Annotated in this window: 19 protein-coding genes and 1 tRNA gene; 10 read left to right on the top strand and 10 right to left on the bottom strand. The window is 72.2% G+C overall.

Annotated features, from left to right (window positions below):
• Positions 1–137: 137 nt before the first annotated feature.
• The 5 genes from OG494_RS42730 to OG494_RS42710 all read right to left on the bottom strand — a co-directional run bounded on the left by OG494_RS42730 (position 138) and on the right by OG494_RS42710 (position 4173).
• Positions 138–210, bottom strand: a tRNA-Ala gene (locus tag OG494_RS42730).
• A 53-nt stretch (positions 211–263) separates the two neighbouring features.
• Positions 264–1160 carry a divisome protein SepX/GlpR gene (sepX, locus tag OG494_RS42725; RefSeq protein ID WP_328448654.1) on the bottom strand — a complete coding sequence of 299 codons (897 nt, stop codon included), beginning with the start codon at positions 1158–1160 and terminating at the stop codon, positions 264–266.
• Positions 1161–1322: 162 nt separating this feature from the next.
• Entirely contained in the window at positions 1323–1991 is a 669-nt protein-coding gene (locus tag OG494_RS42720) for a GNAT family N-acetyltransferase (protein WP_328448652.1), read from the bottom strand.
• Positions 1991–3271: a molybdotransferase-like divisome protein Glp gene (gene glp / locus OG494_RS42715; protein ID WP_328448650.1), complete on the bottom strand. Its 1281-nt coding sequence runs from the start codon at positions 3269–3271 to the stop codon at positions 1991–1993. Before glp ends, OG494_RS42720 begins: the two co-directional genes overlap by 1 nt.
• Entirely contained in the window at positions 3268–4173 is a 906-nt protein-coding gene (locus tag OG494_RS42710; RefSeq protein WP_328448648.1) for a UTP--glucose-1-phosphate uridylyltransferase, read from the bottom strand. Before OG494_RS42710 ends, glp begins: the two co-directional genes overlap by 4 nt.
• 24 nt (positions 4174–4197) lie before the next feature.
• Here OG494_RS42710 and OG494_RS42705 point away from each other — a divergent pair, with 24 nt between their 5' ends.
• The 4 genes from OG494_RS42705 (at position 4198) to mscL (ending at position 6483) form a co-directional block, all read left to right on the top strand.
• On the top strand, positions 4198–4788 hold the full coding sequence (locus OG494_RS42705) for a 5-formyltetrahydrofolate cyclo-ligase (RefSeq protein ID WP_328448646.1): 591 nt from the start codon (positions 4198–4200) through the stop codon (positions 4786–4788).
• A gap of 86 nt (positions 4789–4874) precedes the next feature.
• Positions 4875–5204, top strand: coding sequence for an FmdB family zinc ribbon protein (locus tag OG494_RS42700; RefSeq protein WP_328448642.1), 330 nt, complete (start codon positions 4875–4877; stop codon positions 5202–5204).
• A gap of 130 nt (positions 5205–5334) precedes the next feature.
• A complete protein-coding gene (locus tag OG494_RS42695) occupies positions 5335–5985 on the top strand; it encodes an SAF domain-containing protein (RefSeq protein ID WP_328448640.1) in 651 nt (216 codons plus the stop codon).
• Between the two features lie 84 nt (positions 5986–6069).
• Positions 6070–6483, top strand: coding sequence for a large-conductance mechanosensitive channel protein MscL (mscL, locus tag OG494_RS42690; protein WP_328448638.1), 414 nt, complete (start codon positions 6070–6072; stop codon positions 6481–6483).
• Between the two features lie 4 nt (positions 6484–6487).
• Here mscL and OG494_RS42685 read toward each other — a convergent pair whose 3' ends face one another.
• Both OG494_RS42685 and OG494_RS42680 read right to left on the bottom strand, forming a co-directional pair.
• Positions 6488–6661, bottom strand: a complete 174-nt coding sequence (locus OG494_RS42685) for a hypothetical protein (RefSeq protein ID WP_328448636.1) — start codon at positions 6659–6661, stop codon at positions 6488–6490.
• 294 nt (positions 6662–6955) lie between these two features.
• Positions 6956–7456 carry a MogA/MoaB family molybdenum cofactor biosynthesis protein gene (locus OG494_RS42680; protein ID WP_328448634.1) on the bottom strand — a complete coding sequence of 167 codons (501 nt, stop codon included), beginning with the start codon at positions 7454–7456 and terminating at the stop codon, positions 6956–6958.
• Positions 7457–7578: 122 nt separating this feature from the next.
• Between OG494_RS42680 and OG494_RS42675 the strand changes: the two genes are divergently transcribed.
• The gene (locus OG494_RS42675; RefSeq protein WP_328448632.1) at positions 7579–8640 is read left to right on the top strand and encodes an NAD-dependent epimerase/dehydratase family protein; all 1062 of its coding nucleotides are present in this window, start codon (positions 7579–7581) and stop codon (positions 8638–8640) included.
• 374 nt (positions 8641–9014) lie between these two features.
• On the opposite strand, the gene OG494_RS42670 is transcribed toward OG494_RS42675, so the two are convergent.
• From OG494_RS42670 to OG494_RS42660, 3 genes are read right to left on the bottom strand one after another with little or no spacing between them, the layout of a single operon-like run.
• Positions 9015–10064 carry a sensor histidine kinase gene (locus OG494_RS42670; RefSeq protein WP_328448630.1) on the bottom strand — a complete coding sequence of 350 codons (1050 nt, stop codon included), beginning with the start codon at positions 10062–10064 and terminating at the stop codon, positions 9015–9017.
• Positions 10061–10765, bottom strand: coding sequence for a response regulator transcription factor (locus tag OG494_RS42665; RefSeq protein WP_328448628.1), 705 nt, complete (start codon positions 10763–10765; stop codon positions 10061–10063). Before OG494_RS42665 ends, OG494_RS42670 begins: the two co-directional genes overlap by 4 nt.
• A gap of 4 nt (positions 10766–10769) precedes the next feature.
• Positions 10770–12197, bottom strand: coding sequence for a hypothetical protein (locus OG494_RS42660; RefSeq protein ID WP_328448626.1), 1428 nt, complete (start codon positions 12195–12197; stop codon positions 10770–10772).
• A 170-nt stretch (positions 12198–12367) separates the two neighbouring features.
• On the opposite strand from OG494_RS42660, the gene OG494_RS42655 reads away from it, so the two are divergent.
• The 5 genes from OG494_RS42655 to OG494_RS42635 all read left to right on the top strand — a co-directional run bounded on the left by OG494_RS42655 (position 12368) and on the right by OG494_RS42635 (position 15948).
• Positions 12368–13012, top strand: coding sequence for a glycosyltransferase family 2 protein (locus OG494_RS42655; RefSeq protein WP_328459192.1), 645 nt, complete (start codon positions 12368–12370; stop codon positions 13010–13012).
• Positions 13009–13689 carry a TIGR04282 family arsenosugar biosynthesis glycosyltransferase gene (locus tag OG494_RS42650; RefSeq protein ID WP_328448624.1) on the top strand — a complete coding sequence of 227 codons (681 nt, stop codon included), beginning with the start codon at positions 13009–13011 and terminating at the stop codon, positions 13687–13689. Before OG494_RS42655 ends, OG494_RS42650 begins: the two co-directional genes overlap by 4 nt.
• A complete protein-coding gene (locus OG494_RS42645) occupies positions 13689–14321 on the top strand; it encodes a methyltransferase domain-containing protein (RefSeq protein ID WP_328448622.1) in 633 nt (210 codons plus the stop codon). The genes OG494_RS42650 and OG494_RS42645 overlap by 1 nt, the downstream gene beginning before the upstream one ends.
• Before the next feature lie 71 nt (positions 14322–14392).
• Complete coding sequence (locus OG494_RS42640; RefSeq protein WP_328459191.1) at positions 14393–15517, top strand: molybdopterin-dependent oxidoreductase; 1125 nt, start codon at positions 14393–14395, stop codon at positions 15515–15517.
• Positions 15514–15948: a hypothetical protein gene (locus OG494_RS42635; RefSeq protein ID WP_328448621.1), complete on the top strand. Its 435-nt coding sequence runs from the start codon at positions 15514–15516 to the stop codon at positions 15946–15948. Before OG494_RS42640 ends, OG494_RS42635 begins: the two co-directional genes overlap by 4 nt.
• Positions 15949–16079 lie beyond the last annotated feature (131 nt).

Genomic DNA, 16079 nt, shown 5'->3' with positions numbered 1-16079 from the left:
ACCACGAGAACGCAACCACACACGGGGGTCCGGGGGCGTGCCCCCGGGCGGGGTCTGGGGGTTGCACCCCCAGAGGACACAAACGAAGAGAGCCCCGTTCGCGCATTCCGCGAACAAGGCTCTCTTCGAACTTCGGGTGGAGCTGAGGGGAATCGAACCCCTGACCTTCTCGATGCGAACGAGACGCGCTACCAACTGCGCTACAGCCCCTTGATCGTGCTCGTAGAGCTTAGCAGTGCCCTACGAGCACATCACGCGGGGGGTCACTCGCCTACCGCGCGTCGATAAGGGCCGGTCCCGGGCTCGTCGAGCTCTTCGAACGCCGGGTCTTCGTCGTCCAGGTCGACGACGACCGCGCTGCGGCGGATGCGGGATGTCGGCGACGGGCGGCGCTCGACGATCTCGCGGCGGGCCGGCTCGACGACTTCCACATCGTCGACGTCGTCCTCCAGCTCGTCCTCGACCGAAGTCGAAGTCGACTCCGATGTCGAAGCCGCATACGTGGACGAAGACGAAGGCCGAGGCTCCGACGGGCGTCGCGGGGCGCGGGTGCTGTTGAACCGCGCGAGGCGGCGCTGGCGGATCTCCTCCTCGATGCGCACTTGGCGGCGCAGGTAGACGAGGTACCCGACCAGCACGACGTCGGCGAGCGCGTGGCCCCACCAGACGAGTGGCATCAGGAAGCCGGCGACGGCGGCCGTGATCACCGCGATGACGAGCAGGATGACGACGATGCGCTGCCGGAAGCTGTACTTCGCACGGGCCGCGATCTCCGCGGCCTCGGGGTCGAAGCCGCCGCGGCCCGGGCGGTAGCCGGCCCGTTCGCGTTCGGCTCGTTCCGCCCGCTCGGCGCGGGTCGGCTGCGGGAGCGGCTCCGGCTCCTCTTCGTCGAAGTCGTCCTCGAGCTCGAGGTCCGCCTCCAGCTCCGCGAGGTCGTCCTCGACCGAGGGCCGGGACTTCACGAGATTGGACTTGACGGGACTGTCGGACATGGCGAATTCCTCCCGGTCTTCGTTGCGTCCACCACCACTGCGCACGACCCTGGCCGCCAACGCGGAGTCAGCGGTCCTCGCGACCTGCTGCCGCCGACGCGCGACCATGGGCACGAGAACGACGAGCCATGCCGCGGCGAGCGCGACGATGATCACGGAGCTGGGCATCTCCCGTCACCTCCCCCGATCCTTCACCTGAAATCACGCTAGTCACAGGAGTAACAGATCGGACGGAGGCTCGCCGGGTTGGATCACGGAAATGCCTCACCGGATTAGGTGAATCTCACAGCATGTGGTAACGCGCTCACAACCCCGGATGGGTAATCACCGTCAGGCGTAGTCCGCACGCCCCGCCGAGACCAGCCGCGACACCAGCCCGGCGCCGGTCTCCTCGCGCGTGACGGCGAAGCAGTAGTGGTCCCGCCAGGCGCCGGCGACGTCGAGGTAGCGCTCGAACAGCCCCTCCTGCCGGTACCCCGCTTTGGTGAGAACCCGCAGGCTGGCTGCGTTCTCGGGACGCACGGTGGCCTCCAGCCGGTGCAGCCCGGCCGCGGCGAAGGCGTGGTCGGTGACGAGCGCGACAGCGGCCGTCGCGACCCCGCCGCGCACGATTTCGGACGAGACCCAATAGCCGATCCAGGCGGACCGCAGCGACGCGCGGACGACGTTACCGACAGTGATCTGGCCGGCCAGACGACCGTCGAGGGTGATCGTGAACGGCAGGCACTGACCACGCCGTGCGAGCGACCGCAGCGCCGCCCACTGCGACGGCCACGACCAGAAAGCGTTGCGTTCGGGCCACGGCCCGACGCCGGTCGGCTCCCACATCTCGAGGTGCGCGCGGTCCCGGAGCCGGATCCGGCTCCACTCGCCGGCGTCGCGCAGCCGGACCGGCCGGATCGCGACCTCGCCCGCGGGCACCCGCAGCGGGCCGAGCCGCGCCGGCCAGCCCGGGTGCCGGCTCTCGACCGGGTAGGAGACGCCCGACACGGAGTTCATCAGGCCCGTTGCGCCAGGAAGGTGACCTGCACCTGCTCGCCCGCGGCGACCTCGGTCATCTCCTCCGGCACGTTGATGAGGCAGTTCGCTTCGGCCAGCGACGCGAGCAGGTGCGCCCCGGACTGACCGAGCGGCTGGACCAGGTACTCGCCGTTGGCCTCGTCGCGCAGGAGCTGCCCGCGCAGGAAGCCGCGCCGGCCCTCGGTCGAGGTGATCGGCGACAGCAGCCGCGCGCCGACGATCCGCCGGTGCGGGTTGCGCGTGCCGCGGGCCGCCCGGATGAGCGGCCGCACGAGCACCTCGAACACCACCAGCGCGCTCATCGGGTTGCCCGGGAGCAGGAACGTCGGCACCGAGTCAGGGCCGAGCCGGCCGAACCCCTGGACCGAGCCGGGGTGCATCGCGATGCGCGTCGCGTCGATCCGGCCGAGGTCGGACAGCGCCGAGTGGACGTCGTCACCGGTGCTGCCGCCGGCACCGCCGGCGACGACCACGATCTCCGACATCAGCAGCCGGCCTTCGACGATCTCCCGCAGCCGCTTCGGCTCGCTCGACACGATGCCGACCCGGCTGACCTCGGCGCCCGCGTCGCGCGCGGCCGCGGCCAGCGCGTAGGAGTTGACGTCGTAGACCTGCCCGACCGACGGTGTCCGGTCGATGTCGACCAGTTCGTCGCCGACCGACACGATCGAGACCCGCGGCCGCGGGTAGACCAGCACCTTCGCGCGCCCGACCGCGGCGAGCAGGCCGACCTGCGCCGACCCGATCGTGTCGCCGCTGCGGACCGCGACGTCACCGATCTGGACGTCTTCGCCGGCCCGGCGCACGTACCCCGCCGAGGGCACCGAGCGGTGCACGGTGACCTTGGCCTGGTGCCCGTCGGTGTAGGCGAGCGGCACGACGGCGTCGGCCAGCGTCGGCAGCGGCGCGCCGGTGTCGACGCGCACCGCCTGGCCCGGCTGGAGCCGCCGCGGCTGGCGCGAGCCGGCCGCGATCTCGCCGACCACCGGCAGCTGCACCGGTTCCTGCCCGGCCGTGCGCACGTCGACGCTGCGCACGGCGTACCCGTCGACCGCCGCCTGGTCGAACCCGGGCAGCGCGTGCTCGGCGACCACCTCCTCGGCGCAGAGCAGCCCCTGGGCCTCGGAGATCGCCACCCGCACCGGCCGGGGCCGGACGGCGGCGTCCAGCGTCATCGCGATCTGCGACTCGACCGAGCGGAACTCGGCCTCCTCGTCCTCGGCCACTTCGGGCCGTGCCGCGTCGAGGGATTCCGTCATGGGCGATCTGTCCCGATCCGTTCCGTCAGCCACGCCCGTAAAGATGGACCGTACTCGGGCGTTTCGAGCGCGAAATCGACCGCGGCGCGCAGGAAACCACCCGGATTCCCCAGGTCGTGGCGTCCGCCGCGGTGCACGACGATGTGCACGGGGTGTCCTTCGGTGATCAGCAGCGCGACCGCGTCGGTCAGCTGGAGCTCGCCGCCGGAGCCCGGGGTGATGCGCTTCAGCGCGTCGAAGATCGCCCGGTCCAGCAGGTAACGGCCGGCCGCGGCGTAGGTCGACGGCGCGTCCTCCGGCTTCGGCTTCTCGACCATGCCGTGCACCTGCTTGACGTCTTCGTCGTCGGTGTCGGTGACGTCGAAGACGCCGTACGGCGAGATCTCGGCCTTCGGGATGTCGAACGCGCAGAGCACGCTGCCCCCGTGCTTGGCCCGCACCTCGCTCATCCGCTCGAGCACGCCGGTCGGCAGCACGATGTCGTCCGGCAGCAGCACCGCGACGGCCTCGTCCTCGGGCGTCAGGTTCGGCTCGGCCTGCGCGACGGCGTGGCCGAGGCCGAGCGCCTGCTCCTGGATCGCGGTCTCGACGGCCAGCAGGGCGGGGCCGCGCCGGACCTTGGCCAGCAGCTCGGTCTTGCCCTTGGCCTCGAGGTTCGCCTCCAGCTCGGGCTGGTCCTCGAAGTACTTGACGACGGCTTCCTTGCCCGGCGAGGTCACGATGACCAGGCGTTCCGCGCCGGCGGCGGCGGCCTCGGCCGCGACCAGCTCGATCCCCGGCGTGTCCACCACGGGCAGCAGTTCCTTGGGCACGGCCTTCGTCGCCGGCAGGAAGCGTGTCCCGAGGCCGGCGGCAGGCACGATAGCGGTTCTGAACGTCTTGGAAGTTGCGGCGCCCGTCATGGGCGCAAAGCCTAACGTGAGGCCATGCATGCGCTGGGCAATGAGCACCTGAGCAAGGCGGAGTGGCGTACCCGGCTTACGCGCGCGCGAGCCGGGCAGACTGCCGAATCGCACGCCCACGAGGCTTCGGCGCTGGTCAGCGCGGTGTCGAAGGTCACAGCCACGACCGTGTGCGCGTACCTGCCCTTCGGCACCGAACCGGGCACGACGGCGCTCGTCGACGCGCTGGCCGCCGGCGGCGCGCGGGTCCTGCTGCCGGTCATCGCCCCGAAGCCGGGTCCGCTGGACTGGGCCGAGTACACCGGCGAGGCCGATCTTGCGCCCGGGCGGCTGCGCGGCATCCTCGAGCCGAGCGGGAAACGCCTGGGTGCCGCCGCCGTGGGCGCGGCCGAGCTGGTCCTGGTGCCCGCGCTGGCCGTGGACCGGCAGGGTGTCCGGCTGGGCCGCGGCGCCGGCCACTACGATCGCTCGCTGGTGTTCGCCGCGGCCGGGGCGCGCCTGCTCGCCGTCGTCCGCGACGAAGAGCTGGTCGACCGGCTGCCCGGACAACCTCACGACGTGCGGATGAGCGGCGTCTTGACCCCTGGTCGAGGCGTGCTCGACCTGCCGATGTGAGCAACGAGGAATTGCTTTCGGGGAATGGTTTCAAGCACAATCTAGTTGGCACTCTTGTCGGATGAGTGCCAGCAAAGGAGCCCTCAGTGCCTACGTACCAGTACGCCTGCAAAGAATGCGACCACCGGTTCGAAGCCGTGCAGTCGTTCTCGGACCCCAGCCTGACGGTCTGCCCGCAGTGCTCCGGGCCGCTTCGCAAGGTCTTCAGCTCGGTCGGCGTCGTCTTCAAGGGCAGCGGTTTCTACCGCACCGACTCGCGTGACGCGGCCAAGTCGAGCACCACCTCGACGCCGGCGAAGAGCGAGGGCAAGTCCGAGTCGAAGCCCGAGACCAAGACGGAGTCGAAGCCCAAGTCCGACTCGGGCTCGGCATCTTCCTCCTCGGGTACGACGAAAACCGCCGCCGCGGCTTCCTGAGCCCGGAGTTATCCACAACACCCCAGTTGTCCACAGGGTGCGGACGAGGCCCTTCCGGCGGCCCGTCCGCTGCTCCTAACGTCGATCTTGTGCGGCACGTGGCCGCACTCGATCCGATCGAGGGGGACCTGTGGACGTCTTGGCGAAGCTCCGCTCACCCGATCTCACCCGGCTGCAGGGCCGGCGGACAAGGTTGCTCCGCCGCTGGCTCGCCGCCGGTCTGCTGCTGACCGGGCTGCTGCTCGTGGCCCATCCAGGCTCCGCACGTGGCGCGCCGACGATCCCGACCGTCGTGGCGGCGCGCGATCTCCCGTCCGGCGCCATGCTCCGCGCCGCCGACGTCCGCTTGGCCGATTTCCCTGGTGAGGCGCGCCCGTCCGGCGCGCTGAGCGCCCTCGACGTCGCCGCCGGACGGCTGCTGGCGGGCGCCGTCCGCGCCGGGGAACCGTTGACCGACGTCCGGCTGGCGAGCACCATCCCCGCACCGGGTGATCCCGCGACGGCGACCGTCCCGGTCCGGCTGGCCGACTCGGCGGTGGCCGAACTGCTGCGGCCCGGGCAGCGCGTCGACGTCGTGGCCGCGCCGGGGCCGGGAGCGTCCGCGTCCGTGCTGGCCGGCGGGGCGACCGTGGTGACGATCTCATCGCCGGACGCGGCCTCGGCGCGTCCGCTGGCCGGGCCGGCCAAGGGACCGCTTGTGCTGCTCCGGCTCCCGGAAGCGATCGCGACGAGGGTGGCGGCGATTTCACTGGACCGTCCGGTAACGGTTACTCTCCGCTAGCCCGCGCCCGCCGAGGCGGGCGACGGCATCCCCCGGCAGGCTTCGGGGCGGTGGAGCAACCGTCCCCGTTCGTGAGGAGAACAAGTGCTCAAGGGTTTCAAGGACTTCCTGATGCGCGGCAACGTCGTCGACCTCGCCGTAGCGGTGGTCATCGGCTCGGCGTTCACCGCCATCGTCACGGCGTTCACCACCGGCCTCATCAAGCCCCTGATCAGCACGATCGGCGGCACGGACGCCGCGCAGGGCCTCGGCTACCAGATCTTCGACAACAACAAAGCCACGTTCCTGGACATCGGCAGCGTGATCAACGCGGCGATCAACTTCGTGCTGGTCGCGGCGGTGGTCTACTTCGTGATCGTGCTGCCGGTGAAGCACGTGCAGGAGCGGCGCAAGCGCGGCCAGGAGCCGGGCCCCTCGGAGCCGACCGACGTCGAGCTGCTCATCGAGATCCGCGACCTGCTGCGGGCCCAGGCCCAGCGCGACGGCGGCCGCGACTGACGGCTCAGCGATCGTGGTGCGGTGGCCGGTTCTCCCGATACCAGTCGTCCGGGAGACCGGTGCGCCGGTCCGGGTCGCGCTCGTCGGAGGTGGTCTCGGGCAGCACGTCCCCGAAGATCTCGTCGACCCGCCGGCGCTGCTCGCTGCTGGCCTGGGGGTTCCGCTGTTCGCCCGGCATGACCCCAGTGTCCCACGACGCGTTCTTTGACAACTCCAGAGCGAAGCTCAGCCCGCGCCGGCCGGCGCGTCGAGACGCTCCCGCGGCGACGTTCTCGTCCTGGTGCGTGATCCGGCCGGTCCCCGGAATCGGCCGGATCACGAGCGAACGGGCGCGAAGCCGAACCGGGTTCCGACGGCAGGTGCGTCGCCCCGAAACCGAGCCTGCGCACCCGCAGGTCCGCCGATGTGAAAGTCCACGATCCCTCGGGCCAGGGGGCGACGGTATCGACGCCACCCCGGCCGCGCGGGAGGGTCACACCTCTTCGAGGCCCGAAAGCTCGTCGATCACGTGCGGCACCAGCGAGGTCAGGGTCGCCATCCCGTCCCGCACCGCGGAGCGCGAGCCGGCGAGGTTGACCACCAGTGTGCTGCCCGAGACGCCCGCGAGCCCCCGCGAGATCCCGGCGTCGACGGCGCCGGCCGCCAGGCCGGACGCGCGGATCGCCTCGCTGATGCCCGGGATGGGCCGGTCGAGCACCCCGGCGGTGGCGTCGGGGGTGTTGTCGCGCGGCAGCACTCCGGTGCCGCCGACGGTGATCACCAGGTCGGCGCCGCCGATCACGGCCGTGTTGAGCGCATTGCGGATACCCACGGCCCCGGCCTCGACGACCACCACGCCGTCGACGATGAAGCCCGCTTCTTCGAGCAGCTCGGTCACCAGCGGTCCCGTGGCGTCCTCGTGCTCGCCGTGCGCCACGCGATCGTCCACGATGACCACGAGGGCCCGGCCCAGCCGTTGTGCACTCCGTTCCATGCGCCCACCGTAGTCGGTTTCGGTCACCCGGCGGCGGGTGGTGCCCGGCGAGTTCTGACGATTCCGTGACGTGCCCGCGCTTGTCGCGACGGCGCCCCTCGCGGGCACCTAGCGTGTCCGTCATGCGCGTACTGGTCACCGGCGGAGCCGGGTTCATCGGGTCCCACATCGCCGATCTGCTGGCCGATGCGGGCGACGACGTCGTGGTGCTCGACAACCTGCTCCCCACGGCCCACGGCTCCCGCACACCACCGGCGTACACCGGCAGGCACCGGTTCCTGCGCGGCGACGTGACGGACACCGAGATCGTCGCCGAGCTGCTGGACGGCGTCGACGCGGTGTGCCACCAGGCGGCCGTCGTCGGGCACGGGATCGACCCCTCGGACGCGCCGTCGTACGCCCTGCACAACGACTACGGCACGGCCGTGCTGCTGGCCGGGATGCACGCGGCCGGCGTGGCGAAGCTGGTGCTGGCGTCGTCGATGGTCGTCTACGGCGAAGGCCGGTACTCGTGCCCGGACCACGGTGTCGTCCCGCCGTCGCCGCGCCGGGCGTCCGATGTGGACGCGGGCCGGTTCGAGCCGCGCTGCCCGGTCTGCGGCACCGAGCTGGCCTGGCAGCTGGTGCCCGAAGACGCGCCGCTGAACCCCCGCAGTACCTACGCGGCGACGAAGCTGGCGCAGGAACACCTGGCCGGCGCGTGGGCCCGGCAGACCGGCGGCAGCGTCTGGGCGATGCGCTACCACAACGTCTACGGGCCGCGGATGCCCCAGAACACCCCGTACGCCGGCGTCGCGTCGCTGTTTCGCTCGGCGCTGGTCCGCGGCGAGGCACCGCTGGTCCTCGAAGACGGCCGACAGCAGCGCGACTTCGTGCACGTCCACGACGTCGCGCGGGCGAATGTGCTCGCCCTGCGCACCGACGGCCCGGCGGGCGACATCACCCCGGTCAACGTCTGCTCCGGCACCCCGCACACGGTCGGCGAGCTGGCCGGGGAGCTGGCGCGGGCGTGCGACGGCCCGGCACCGCGGGTCGTCGGCGGGGCCCGGGCCGCGGACGTCCGGCACGTCGTCGCCGACCCCGCGCGGGCCCGGGAGCTGCTCGGGTTCACCGCGGAGGTCGGGTTCGCCACCGGCATCGACGGCTTCGCGACGGCGGAACTGCGGGACCCGGTTTCGGTCTGACGGCAACGGTCCGTCGACCTTGTTCAATTCATGCAGCGGATCACCGTGGGCGACTACACGATCGAAGCGCACCGGCACCCCGTCCCGCTGACCCGGCATCACCGCGCGGCACGGGCCGGGCCACTACGTCCTCGACGTCGAGGCGGACGGCGAGCGGCTGATCCTGCTCGGCGACGTCATCCACACGCCGGTGCAGCTGCGTGACGACCGGGTCCATCGCCGACCACGACCCGGAGGAGGTGGCCCGCACCCCGGCGGTGATCGCCCCGGCCCACTTCCCCGGACACGGCCAAGAACGCGCAGAAGGTGACCAGCCGCGGCGCCCGGGAACGCGGATCAGGCGGAAGTCCCACCGATGTGGGTGTCACCCATCTCTACGACATCGCCAGCGGCAGGCGGACTTCGAAGCGGCAGCCCGGGCCGTGGTTGTGCACGCCGATCTTCCCGCGGTGCGCCTCGACCAGGCCCTTGGCGATGGCCAGTCCGAGCCCGCCGCCGGTGGTCGTCCCGCTGCGCTCGGGCGTGCGGGCCTGCGTCCCGCGGAAGGCGACGTCGAAGACGCGGCCGATCTCGTCGTCGGGGATGCCGCCGCAGGAGTCGTCGACGGCGAGCAGGGCCTCGTCGCCGTCGACGCCGATCTGCACCGCGACCGTCCCGTCCGGCGGGGTGTGGCGGATCGCGTTGGACACCAGGTTCCGCACGATCCGGGCCAGTTCCGGGTCGCTGCCGGTGACGATCGGCCAGGACTCGGCGTTGGCGAGTACGCGCACCCGCTTCCGCTCGGCGACCGGGCTCTGGGCCGCGACGGCGTCGCTGACGACGTCCCGCAGCGGCACCGCCGACATCGTGAGCTCGAGCGCGCCCGCGGTGATCCGCGAGAGCTCGAACAGGTCGCCGACCATCCCGGACAGCCGGGTGGTCTCGCCACTGATCCGCTGGGCGTAGTCGGCGACCTCGTCGCGTTCGGAGACGACGCCGTCGGCGAGGGCCTCCGCCATCGCCTGGATGCCGGCCAGCGGGCTGCGCAGGTCGTGGCTGATCCAGGCGACCAGTTCGCGCCGCGATGCCTCGGCCGCGCGTTCGCGGTTCCGCGCCTCCCGCTCCCACACGCTGCGGCGGGCGATGGCGCGGCCGAGGATGATCGCGGCGGGCACGGTGATCACCCCGACGAGCAGGCAGACCAGCAGCATCGTGGTCAGCGCCGGGGTGAACATGAACCCGCTGACGCCCAGCACGCCGACGAGCGTCGAGAGCACCGGGATCAGCACCAGCACGGTCAGCGTGGTGGCCAGGGAACCGCGGCGCAGCACGTAGAGCACCACGCCGCCCAGCACGGCCACGGGCAGGGCGAACAGCAGCGCCAGCGGCAGGATGTGCCACAGGTGCGCCAGGATCTCGCCGAAGGACTCGCCAGGCTCGATCACGGTTGCTCCCGGTCGTAGCGGTAGCCGACGCCCCAGACGGTCGCGACCCGGGTCGGCTTGGCCGGTTCGCGCTCGATCTTCTCGCGCAACCGTCGCACGTGGACGGTCACAGTGGACTGATCGCCGAAGTCCCAGCCCCAGACCTTCTCCAGCAGGTCCGCCCGCGAGTAGGCGACGCCGGGGTGGCCGAGGAAGAAGGCCAGCAGATCGAACTCCCGGGTGGTGAGCGGGAGCTCACGGCCGCCGAGGGTCGCGGTGCGGGCGGTCATCTGCAGCCGCAGGTCGCCGTCGACGAGTTCCGCGGCCGCCGGTGTCGGCCGGGGCATCCGCGCACGGCGCAGCACGGACGCCACGCGCAGGGCGAGTTCCTTGGGGCTGAAGGGTTTTGTCACGTAGTCGTCGGCGCCGAGCTGGAGCCCGGCGATCCGGTTCTCCTCCTCGCCGAGCGCGGTGAGCATGACGATCGGCACCTGGCTGACCTGGCGCAGCCGCTTGCACACCTCGAGGCCGTTGATCCCCGGCATCATCACGTCGAGGACGACCAGGTCGGGCTCGTGGGTGGCGAACTTCGCCAGCCCCTCGGCACCGTCGCCGGCCATGTCGACGGTGAACCCGGCCACCTCGAGGTAGCGGCGCACGACGTCGCGCACGGTCTCGTCGTCGTCGACCACGAGCACACGGCCCGCCTGATCGCCTGTCATGTCTTCACCAGCCCGTCAGCAGCAGATGGTTGACCGCCAGCGCCGTCACGGCCTGCGCGGCCAGCCACCACCGGCGCCCCGGCCGTGGCAGCAGAGCCGTCATCGGCAGCAGCCACGCCCCGAACGGTAGCCAGATCCGTTCGGTCTCCGCTTTCGACAGGCCCGAAACGTCCGCGAAGATGATCGCGAGCAGGGCGGCGATGCCGAGGAGGAGCACCGGGTCGGCCCACACCGCGCGGCGGGGGCGGAGCAGGAACGCCTCGGTCAGGCCACGCCGGAGGGCGGCCACGACCGCGGGGCCGAGAGCCACCGCGACCGCGGCCAGGTCCGCCCACACCCAGTAGGAGTACGGCCGGACCAGGGCGACTCCCTGGTAGTAGCGCTCGACGACCAGGTGGTAGCCGTCGAGCCACCAGAAACCCGCCCACGCGAAGAGGGCGACGACAGCCAGCGCCGCCACTACCGCCAGTGCCGCCGCCCGCCACTGCCGTCCGAGCACGGCCACGGCCAGCGCGACCACGCCCAGCAGCACCAGGCCGTACGACAGGAAGATGCCGAAACCCAGCAGCCCACCCGCGGCCAACCCGGCGGGGACGGCGTACCGGCGGCCGTGGGCGAACCCGTTCGCGGACAGCGCCAGCAACGCCAGGCCGGTGGCCGTCACCCCGGCGAACAGGCCGTCCGCCGACACGCCGATCCACACCGCACCGGGGGTGAGCACGGCGAAGGGCAGCACCGAGCGAGCCGCTTCCGGCCGGCCGAGCAAGGCGACCGAGGCGGGCACGGCCACCGCCACCAGGCTGCCGACGAGCACGACGGCCGTCGCCGCCCACGCGCCGCCGTGCAGGCCGAGCCGGTCCAGCCAGACGAAGACCAGCGTCGCGCCCGGCGGATGCCCGGACACGTGCGTGGTCCAGGAGTTCGGCTGGAAGTCGAGGATGCGGGAGGAGAACTCGCGCAGCATCCGCGGGATGTCGGTGATCCCGGGTACCTCGTGCAGGTACTCCTGGGGAATGGTGAGGTGCCCGGCGAACCCGCGCGCCCAGCCGTCGACCAAGGTCAGCGAAAAGATCCAGGCCAGCGACGCGAAGTAGCCGGCGACGAGTGCGCGGCGCCACGGCAGGCGAGCGGCCAGTGCCGGGCCGTGGAGCACCACCGCGGCGGCGATGAGCACCGCGAACACCGACCCGGGGCCGACGTGCGGCAGCCAGTCGGCGAACAGCGGCGGCGCGCTGACGAAGATGACCACACCGGAGTTCGGCCGGTTGTAGTAGAGGCCGATCGCGGCGGCCGCGGCGACGAGCACCGCGGCCGCCGCGACGGCGAGGAGATCGGCCCGGTGGGCGCGGCGTGCGGGCCGATCGGGTGCCGGGTCTTCGGGTTCGCGGGCAGGCGGCTCGGCGAGCCTGGCTGCCGGGTTCGGCTCGCTCATCGCCGTCCACCTTAGGGCCGCTCACCGGGTTTCACGGCCCGGCGGCGGCAGCCGTAACGAGCCGGTAAGAACTCGTCATCCGATTGGTCAACGTCATGATTTGGTAAGCGGCACAATGCTTTCCCACTGTCCACCGTAGACCTACGGTCAGCGGCGTGACTGACTTGGAAGTGGACGTGGTCCTCCCCTGTCTCGACGAGGCGGGCGCCCTGCCCGGTGTGCTCGGCGGCCTGCCGCCGGGCTACCGCGCGATCGTGGTCGACAACGGCTCGGCCGACGGCTCACCCGAGGTGGCGGCCGCGCTCGGCGCGAAAGTGATCCACGAGCCGCGACGCGGGTACGGCGCGGCCGTGCACACCGGTTTGGAGGCCGCCACCGCGGACATCGTGTGCTTCGCCGACGCCGACGGCTCGCTGGATCTCGCCGACCTGCCCCGGCTGGTCGACGCGGTCGTGGCCGGCGCCGACCTGGCCGTCGGACGCCGGGTGCCGACCGGTCCCGGGGTGTGGCCGTGGCACGCGCGGGCCGGCAACATCGTGCTGTCCTTGCTGCTGCGCAGTCGCGGACTGCCGGTCCGGGACATCGCGCCGTTGCGTGCCGCGGATCGGCGGGCGTTGCTCGGCCTCGGCGTCACGGATCGCGCGTTCGGCTATCCCCTCGAGCTGCTGATCAAGGCGCAGCGCGCCGGATGGCGGGTCGACGAATCCGACGTCCGCTACGGCGAGCGGGCCAAGGGCACGAAGTCGAAGGTGTCCGGCTCGGTGCGGGGCACGCTGCGCGCGGTCCGCGACTTCGGGCGGGTGCTGGCGCGATGACGGCCCGGTTCGTGCTGCTGGTCGTGGCCAAGGCCCCCGTGCCGGGGTTCGCCAAGACCCGGCTCTGCCCACCCGCGACCCCGGTCCAGGCGGCGGAGATCGCCGCGTCCGCCCTGCTCGACACGCTCGACGCCGTCTGCGCGGTGCCCGGCGCCGAGCCGGTGGTCGCGATGACCGGCGACCTCGGCGCGGCCACCCGGGGCGCCGAAATCGGCCTCGCGCTGCGCCGCACCACCGTGATCCCGCAGCGTGGCTGGGACTTCGGCGCCCGGCTGGCGAACGCCCACGCCGATGCCGCCGCGGTGCACGCCGGGCTCCCGATCCTGCAGATCGGCATGGACACCCCGCAGGTCACGCCGGGATCGCTGGCCGCGACGATCGCCCCGGTCCTGCGCAACAGCCGCGACTCCGTACTCGGGCCGGCCGCGGACGGCGGCTGGTGGGCCCTCGGCCTCACCGACCCGCGGGCCGCGCAGGCGCTCGCGGGCGTCCCGATGTCCCGCGACGACACCGGCGAGCGCACGCTGCGCGCCCTCATCACGTGCGGCCTGGAGCCGTGGCAGGCCACCGAACTGTCCGATGTGGACACGATGGCCGACGCCCGCGGAGTGGCGCTCGAATGCCCCGGCAGCCGGTTCGCCGGCGCCGTCGCGGCCGTCGATCGGGCGGTCGCCTGATGACGGCGCCGGCGAGCACCGGAAGCGAGTTCGACCACGGCCTGCTCGGCCACCGCTGCTGGCTCGAACTGCCCAGCGGCGAGCGGATCGAGCTGCCGGTCGAGCGCTGGGCCCAGGCGTCCGACGGTGACGAGGTGCTGCTCGACACCTGCACCGGCCCGACCCTCGACATCGGCTGCGGCCCGGGACGGCTCACCGCCGCGCTGGCCGAACGCGGCGTCGTCGCGCTGGGCGTGGACAGCTCGCGCACCGCCGTCCGCCTGACCCGCCGGCGTGGCGGTAATGCGTTGCACCGCAACGTCTTCGACCACATTCCCGGCGAAGGCCGCTGGCAGCACGTCCTGCTGGCCGACGGCAACATCGGCATCGGCGGCGACCCCGCGGCGCTGCTGCGTCGCGTGGCCCAGCTGATCGCCGAGGACGGTGACGTCCTGGTCGAGCTGGACCCGCCCGGCGGCGGCCTGCGGCACGAGCGCGTCCGGCTGCGGCCCGGCCACGCCGACGTCGCGTGGTTCACCTGGGCCTGGGTCGGCGTGGACGCCATCGCCGAGGTCGCGAACCGGGCCGGGCTGCACGTCGACCGGACCACCCGGCACGGCCACCGCTGGTTCGCCCGGTTGGAGAAGCCGTGAAGCCGAAACGCACATCCCTCGCGGTGCGCGCTCGCGAAGCGCGAGCGCGGCTGAACGAACGCGTCGAACAACTGCCGATCCCGAAGGAAGAGCAGTTCAAGGCCGCGGCGCACAACGAGCGCGTGACGTCGAAGATCGGGTTGGCGCTCGCGGTCACCTTCACGACCTGCTTCGTGACGGGCCTGATCAGCCACTTCATCCAGCACCCGCCGGAGTGGTTCTTCTGGCCGAGCCGCCCGGTCGGGCTCTACCGGGTCACGCAGGGGCTGCACGTGATCTCCGGCGTGGCGTCGATCCCCTTGCTGCTGGCGAAACTGTGGAGCGTCTACCCGAAGCTGTTCGGCCGGCCGCTGGTCCGCTCGCTGCCGCACGCTCTCGAACGGCTGTCGATCCTGGTGCTCTCGGGTTCGGCGTTCTTCGAGCTGACGACCGGCCTGCTGAACGTCGCGCAGAACTACCCGTGGGCGTTCTACTTCCCGCAGGTCCACTACGCGGTCGCGTGGCTGGCGATCGGGTCGATCCTGGTGCACGTCGCGGTCAAGCTGCCGGTCATCCGCCGCGCGCTGAGCCGGGTCAGCGGCGAGGCCGAGGAGCGTCCGGCCACCGGGCTGTCGCGGCGCGGCTTCCTCCGCACCACGGGCCTGGCGACCGGTGTCGCGGTCGTCGCCACGGCCGGCGCCACGGTTCCCTTCCTGCGCGGCGTTTCCGGCCTAGCCTGGAAGACGAGCAAGGGCACGCAGGGCCTGCCGGTGAACCGCACGGCCGTGGCCGCGGGCGTCACGCAGACCGCGCAAGCGGCGGCCTGGCGGCTCTCGGTGGTGACCCCGCGCGGCACCACGAATTTCTCGCTCGACGAGCTGCGCGCCCTGCCGCAGACGACGGCCGAACTGCCGATCGCGTGTGTCGAAGGCTGGAGCCAGTCGGCGACCTGGCGCGGGATCTCGTTGCCGACGCTGCTGAAAGCCACCGGCGCACAACCGGGCACGGCGGTGCGAGTGTCCTCTTTGGAGCGTGCCGGGCTGTACGGCGTCAGCGTGCTCCCGGGCGAGCACACCGCCGACGACCTGACGCTGCTCGCGCTGGAGCTCAACGGCGACGTCCTCGACCTCGACCACGGCTTCCCCTGCCGGATCATCGCGCCGAACCGGCCCGGGGTGCTGCAGACGAAGTGGGTCACAAAACTGGAGGCCCTGTGAAGACCGCCCGTGTGCTCCTCGCCTTAACTGGCCTCGCGGCCCTCGGGTGGGGCGTGATCCTGTTCGCCGACTACGCGCTGCCGTTGCGCCCGGACGTCTTCGGCACGGTCGGCTGGCTCGTGGGCGGCCCGATCCTCAACGACGCCGTCATCGCCCCGCTGACGGCCCTGCTGGGCGTCACCCTGGCCCGCCTCCTGCCGCCCCCGTGGAAAACCCCGGTAGTCACGGGCACAGTCCTCACCGGCGTCCTGCTGATCCTGGCGTTCCCGCTCCTCTGGCGTCCCTACGGCACGGCCCCCATGCCCGGCCTCCACGACGGCAACCCAGCCCTGGGCCTGGCCCTGACCCTGGCCACCGTCTGGCTGGCAGTGGTCCTCACGGCCCTGCGCCACCGCCTGACGCCCCACCTCAAGCGCCCCACCCGCACCTGACCGACCCTCCAATCACGCGCGATACCCCTCCAGACACATGAGAAACCAGTCCAGAAGCCCCCACAAAAGCGGCCACGCGCGACCGGCGTCGAAATCCGGTCGCGCGTGGCCTTGTGGGTCCGGCCCCGAAA

Origin of the sequence: Amycolatopsis sp. NBC_00438, assembly GCF_036026695.1 — a bacterium.
Taxonomy (GTDB): domain Bacteria; phylum Actinomycetota; class Actinomycetes; order Mycobacteriales; family Pseudonocardiaceae; genus Amycolatopsis.
This window is presented reverse-complemented; position numbering and strand designations above follow the sequence as displayed.